At 63.7% G+C, this 1,553-nt stretch carries 2 protein-coding genes; both read right to left on the bottom strand.

Going from position 1 to position 1,553, the window contains the following annotated elements:
* Positions 1-607 (bottom strand): malate dehydrogenase (locus GY769_10145; protein ID MCP4202282.1); only part of this gene is annotated, 607 nt, incomplete at its 3' end.
* Positions 608-718: 111 nt separating this feature from the next.
* Positions 719-1,553: hypothetical protein (locus GY769_10140; GenBank protein ID MCP4202281.1), on the bottom strand; the 835-nt coding region annotated here is incomplete at its 5' end.

Genomic DNA, 1,553 nt, shown 5'->3' with positions numbered 1-1,553 from the left:
GCCCGGCGACGGTGCTGTGCCCCAGGTCCGGATACTGGGTCGTGGAGTGATTGCCCCAGATCGTCATCCGGCGAACCTCCGTCGGATGGGAGCCGGTCTTCGCCGCCAGCTGTGAGATCGCGCGGTTGTGATCGAGCCGGGTCATCGCCGTGAACTGACGCCGATCGAGATCGGGGGCGTTGCTGCTCGCGATCAGCGCGTTGGTGTTGGCCGGATTACCGACCACCAGCACCCGGACGTCGCGGCTGGCGTGATCGTTCAGAGCCTTGCCCTGGACCGAGAAGATAGCGGCATTGGCGGACAGCAGATCTTTGCGCTCCATGCCCGGACCCCGGGGACGAGCACCGACCAGCATCGCGAAATCGGCGCCCGAGAATGCCTCTTCAGGCTTGTCGGTGACCACGATGTCGTGGAGCAGCGGGAAAGCACAGTCCCGAAGCTCCATGACGACGCCTTCGAGCGCGCCGAGAGCCGGGGTGATCTCGAGCAAGTGGAGGCTGACGGGCTGGTCCGTTCCGAGCATCTGGCCGGAAGCGATGCGGAAGGTCAACGAGTATCCGATCTGGCCGGCGGCGCCGGTCACGGCAATGCGCACAGGTTGACTCATTTTCAGGACTCCTTGCTGGACTGAGGATAGGGATTTATGGCTTCGCCGGTCACGGCGAGGTCTGGCTGGACTCGATCATCGTACCACCGGTCGACATCGAGCAGAACCATCTCAACCGATGCCGCCGAAGACGAAGAAGAGCTGCGCGAGGCCGGCCAGGAAGCCGAGCGCCGCGCCGACCAGGATCAGCTTCAGCTCGTCTTCCTGAAAGCAGGGTCGCAGAAGGTCCTGGAACTCTTCCGACGGCAGCTCCACCATCCGCTCGCGCAGCAGGCGTTCGACGATCAGCGCCCGCTCCTGATTGAAGTGCCAGTCGTCGAAAGGCACGGTCGACACCGCGATCGACTTCTCGCCGACCCGGTTCATCATCTCCTCGAAGCTCCTGCTGCCGACGGTGAGCTGGGTCGGGAGCATCAGCAGGGGATCGATCGCCTCGTGCACGATCGGCTCGATGTGCTTCTTGATCAGGGCTCGCGTGTTCTCCGACTTCGGCCCGCCGACCATGGCGTGGATGATGCTGCGCACGTTGACGATCTCGCGGGTGACGATCTCGCACCATACCGAGGCGACTTCCTTCTGGCGCTTGAGAAACAGTCCCTGGAGGGTCCAGGGCCCGACCCGGGTGGGATGGAGCGGGCGGAAGATGATGTTGAGCGCGATCCAGTTGGTCGCCCAGCCGACCAGCAGCCCGAACGCCGGCAGCACCCACCACGCCGGATAGAAGATCCACACCGCGAGCTGCACGAGGCCGAAAAGGAAGCCGAAGTATAACCCGGAGCGGACGATGAACTTGAATTCCTTGTCGCCCGACTCGAGAAACAGGCGGTTGAGCAGCCCGCGGTCCTGGATCAGCCGCTCGATGATCATGTGCTTGAAGTCGATCAGCTCCTCGATCCGCTCGCTGGCTTCGGCCATCAAGTTCTGGACCAGCTGGGGGAAGGTCCGG

The sequence above is a fragment of the bacterium genome, from assembly GCA_024224155.1.
In the GTDB taxonomy this organism is placed as follows: domain Bacteria; phylum Acidobacteriota; class Thermoanaerobaculia; order Multivoradales; family JAHEKO01; genus CALZIK01.
This window is presented reverse-complemented; position numbering and strand designations above follow the sequence as displayed.